Genomic DNA, 3,892 nt, shown 5'->3' with positions numbered 1-3,892 from the left:
GTCGCGATCACCAAGCTCACCAAAAAAGCGAAAACGCACCATCAGGTGGGAGCACTGCCCCTACGCCTTGACGATGGTGAGATGCGTGTCCTCCTCATTACGTCCCGCGGCTCGCGGCGTTGGACCATCCCCAAGGGTTGGCCCATGAGAGGCTTCAAGGATCATAAGGCCGCCGAGCGCGAGGCTCTGGAAGAGGCCGGCGTCGTCGGCCGGGTCAGCAAGGAGCTAGCTGGCACCTATCAGTATTGGAAGAAGGGTGTCTCCACCCTCCACCTCTGCGAGGTGGCTGTGTACCTGTTGCATGTCGAACGGCAGCTTACTGACTGGCGCGAGAAGGGCCAGAGGGTCGCCACGTGGTTCAGCGTTTTGGCAGCAACGTAAGCATCCGGCCTAGACCGCAGGCTATCGGGTTGTCGACTCTCGAGATCAGGCTGCGACCGCGACCTGGTTGTCTGGAAGCCGACGCCAGTTCCACGGCAATAGGTCGACGAGGCGGCGAGCGGGCTGATCGGCGATGCGGGCCAGAACGTCGGCGAGCCAGGCTTGGGGATCGACGTTGTTGAGCTTCGCTGTCTGGATCAATGTGTAGATGAGCGCCGCGCGATCGCCGCCGCGCTCCGAACCAGCGAACAGCCAGGCCTTGCGGCCGAGGGCGATGCCGCGTAGCGCACGTTCGGCCGCGTTGTTGGACAGGCAGATCCTCCCGTCTTCTAGAAATACGGTGAACGCCGGCCAGCGCGTCAGCATGTAGTCCATCGCCTTGGCGACATCGGAATGGCGGGACAACTTGCACCGCTCAGCACGCATCCAGCGCTCCAGGCCCTCGACAAGCGGCGTGACGTTCATTCGACGTCCCTCCCGTCGAAAGTCGGGTGGCAAACCACTGAGAGATCGCTCTACCTCGAAGATGGCATCAAACCGGCGAATGGCTTCGAGCGCTAGCGGCGCGACAATAACTGGCTTACGCGAGCGGACCTTGCTCATGATGTCGGCGAGGACGAAGAACTTGCGCCGGGCGTGACTCCAGCAGGCAGCCTCGATGATCGGGCCCAGCCGGCGCTCGGCCTTGTAGAGCGCATTAAACCCGGCATAAGCATCGGCTTGCAGGATCCCGGCATAGCCCGCGAGATGGCGCGCGGGATGTTCGCCCTTTCGATCGCGCGAGAAGGCATAGAACGCGGCCGGCGGATCGGCACCGCCGAATGGACGATCGTCGCGGACATAGGCCCACAGTCTAGCCTGGATCGTCCTCCCCTTGGCTAACAGCGCCACTGGCGTGTCATCGCCATGGATGCGGTCCGCCGCCATCACGTGGGCGCGGATGAGTTCGGCCAGTGGCGCCAGCACGGCGGCACAGGCGCCGACGTGGTCGGCAAGGGTCGGCAATGGTAGGTCGATGCCTTCACGGGCGTAGGTCTCGCTCTGACGGTTGAGCGGCTGGTGTAGCGCGAACTTCGCATAGAGGATCATCGCCAGCAGGCTTGGCCCAGCATGACCGCGCGGGATGACATGGAATGGCGCGGGCGTTTGGCTGATCGTCTCGCAGACGCGGCAGGTAAACTTCTCGCGAATGTGCTGGATCACCTTCCACTGGCGCGGCACGACCTCCAGCGTCTCGGTGATATCCTCGCCGAGCTTGGCGAGGCGGGACGATCCGCAGCACAGGCATGAACTCGGGCCGGGAATGACGACGCGTTCCCGCGGCAGATGATCGGGAAACGGCCGTCGTCCCGAACGCCGCCGATGCACCGAGACCAGAGAGATGTCGGCCCGCGTGGCGGCCACCTCGTCTTGTGCCGCCGTCGCTTCGAGGTCTTCGAGTTCGAACTCCATCTGATCGAGGAGCTTGTGCCCACGCTCGGACCGGCTGCCAAAAAGCTCACGTCGCATCTTCTCGATGGCGAGCTTCAAATGGGCGATCACCGCCTCGGCGCCGGACACCTGGGCTTTGGCGAACGCCGCATCCGCCCTGGCCCGCACGGCGTCTTGCTCCGCCACCAATCGCGCAGCGCGCTCGATGACGAGGAGCCGCTTCAGGCTCTCGAAATCATCCGGCTCGCTGTCATCCGGTGGCGTCATGACAGCATTGAATCACGGATCACCGGTTCCGCGATGCCGTTATCCCAGGTATCCACAAGTGAGATGCCACCTGCGATGCCATCATCTTCATCCGACTGTCGTCGGCCGCCATGTATGCCGCGGATGGCGTCAGTCTATGCCTTCCAGCAAGTAGGCGAGCTGCGCCGGCGTGATCATGACGACGCCATCGGCTGGCGAGGGCCAAATGAACCGCCCGCGCTCCAGCCGCTTGGCGTAGAGCGAGACACCATGCGCGTCGCTCCAGAGGACCTTGATCAGATCCCCGCGACGTCCACGGAAAACGTAGAGATCGCCGCCATGCGGGTCGCGCCGCAGAGCTTCCTGGACCTGCAGCGACAAGCCGTTCATGCCGCGCCGCATATCGGTGGCACCGACCGCCAGCCAGACACGCACACCCGACGGGACGGGGATCATCGCCGATCAACGACGTTGATGACGCGCGCCAATGCTTCTGGGTCGACATTAGGATCAATGACGACCCGCCGCCCGCTTACGAACACGATCTCGATCCGCCCTTCGCACGATCGAGCAGGCTCTGAATAGGGCTTCGCTTGTAGCGAGGACGCGTGCGTCGGCTCCGGCACTATCATGGCCGGAACAAACCCCGGCACCGACCCAGCTTGTCGCTGCTCCGCGAGGAAAACGCGACGCCATATCACCAACAAGGATCGCGAGATCCAGTGACGTCGAGCCGTCACCGAAACAAGGCGCGGGCCCGAAAGACTTTCGAGGACGATCCGAAGCTTCTCATCATCCGACCAGCGGCGGCGCCGGCCCATCTCGACAACCTCAAGCCGCCTCGGAGCACTGATCGTATGACTGTCCATAAGCGCTGTTCTCAGCGCGAAGACCCGTGTCCCGCAAGACGGCCCTCAACGGAGGCATACGAAGCAACTGCGCTCGTGGAGGAAACAGGGCTGCAAGCGATCATCGTCCAGCTTGGGCTCTCGGCCACTTAAGGCTCCCCCCAAGCTGCGATTACGCACGAGATCGTCGCGTCGATCAGCGTCGTGGCGCAAGCTGGTGGAACGGGCGCTCTGGGCTGATGACAGGGCGCCTTTCCGTCCGTTCCGGCATTTCATAGGGGCGGGGGATGGTCGTTCAGCAACGCGTTATACTCATCCCGATCACGGCGCAGCTTGGTCAGCCATGCCCCGGCGGCCCTGGAAAGATTATCGCAAGCTCCTTGGTCCAGATCTGACTCAAGATGCGCTATCGCGGCATCGATTTCGATAAGTGCGTAGGTCCACGCATCGCGAAGGTGATCGATCGTCACCATGGCTAAGTCCAGTTGTTGTTCAGGCCTTTCGCAAGAGGGTACGCTGGCTACCCTGCGATGGCGAGTGCGGCATCTGCGTTCAGGCAGAAGCGCGGCGTGCGCTCTATAGGAAGTTGTCCGATCAGAGGTCCGGTCCTTGCTAGCGTAGCCAAAGATTGTGTCTGCCATCTCGGTCGGCCGCCTCCGAGATCGCTTCTATGCTGACCAGCGTATTCGAGAAGAGTTCATTCGACCCGGCACAGGCAGCGATCTTGACCAACGCCTACACGCAGGCGGTAATCGCGGTGGGAGGCGTCTACATCATTGATGCGGCGGCGCAGATCAAGCTTGCAAAGATCATCCTGGCGATCGCCACCAAACGCATCAAGGCCGGAGGCAAGGTAGAAACCCACATGGACGCAGAAAGCATCGCGACACTCGCCAGCACGCGGTTCCTGCACCTTCTCGCCGATGATCCGGTCCAAGCCTATGCTTCCTGAGGGAGTTCAAGACGCAAGCTCGGATCAATCCACA

At 62.5% G+C, this 3,892-nt stretch carries 6 protein-coding genes; 2 read left to right on the top strand and 4 right to left on the bottom strand.

Annotated elements, in window-relative coordinates; all coding sequences use genetic code 11:
• A partial coding sequence (locus tag GSQ79_RS25130) for an NUDIX hydrolase (RefSeq protein ID WP_246725573.1) occupies positions 1–381 on the top strand: 381 nt, incomplete at its 5' end.
• 45 nt (positions 382–426) lie between these two features.
• On the opposite strand, the gene GSQ79_RS25125 is transcribed toward GSQ79_RS25130, so the two are convergent.
• The 4 genes from GSQ79_RS25125 to GSQ79_RS25110 all read right to left on the bottom strand — a co-directional run bounded on the left by GSQ79_RS25125 (position 427) and on the right by GSQ79_RS25110 (position 3,379).
• Positions 427–2,079 (bottom strand): IS66 family transposase, encoded by a 1,653-nt coding sequence (locus tag GSQ79_RS25125; RefSeq protein ID WP_158811495.1) that lies wholly within the window; start codon positions 2,077–2,079, stop codon positions 427–429.
• A gap of 129 nt (positions 2,080–2,208) precedes the next feature.
• Positions 2,209–2,514, bottom strand: a complete 306-nt coding sequence (tnpB, locus tag GSQ79_RS25120; protein WP_158811494.1) for an IS66 family insertion sequence element accessory protein TnpB — start codon at positions 2,512–2,514, stop codon at positions 2,209–2,211.
• Positions 2,511–2,879: a transposase gene (locus GSQ79_RS25115; protein ID WP_246725572.1), complete on the bottom strand. Its 369-nt coding sequence runs from the start codon at positions 2,877–2,879 to the stop codon at positions 2,511–2,513. The genes tnpB and GSQ79_RS25115 overlap by 4 nt, the downstream gene beginning before the upstream one ends.
• A 299-nt stretch (positions 2,880–3,178) precedes the next feature.
• Positions 3,179–3,379 (bottom strand): hypothetical protein, encoded by a 201-nt coding sequence (locus tag GSQ79_RS25110; protein WP_158811492.1) that lies wholly within the window; start codon positions 3,377–3,379, stop codon positions 3,179–3,181.
• Positions 3,380–3,576: 197 nt separating this feature from the next.
• Between GSQ79_RS25110 and GSQ79_RS25105 the strand changes: the two genes are divergently transcribed.
• On the top strand, positions 3,577–3,858 hold the full coding sequence (locus GSQ79_RS25105) for a hypothetical protein (RefSeq protein WP_158811491.1): 282 nt from the start codon (positions 3,577–3,579) through the stop codon (positions 3,856–3,858).
• The last annotated feature ends 34 nt before the right edge of the window (positions 3,859–3,892 follow it).

The organism is Beijerinckia sp. L45, assembly GCF_009765775.1.
Taxonomy (GTDB): Bacteria; Pseudomonadota; Alphaproteobacteria; order Rhizobiales; family Beijerinckiaceae; genus RH-AL1.
Note: the sequence above shows the minus strand (reverse complement) of the source record. Positions and strands in the feature narration are given on the sequence as shown.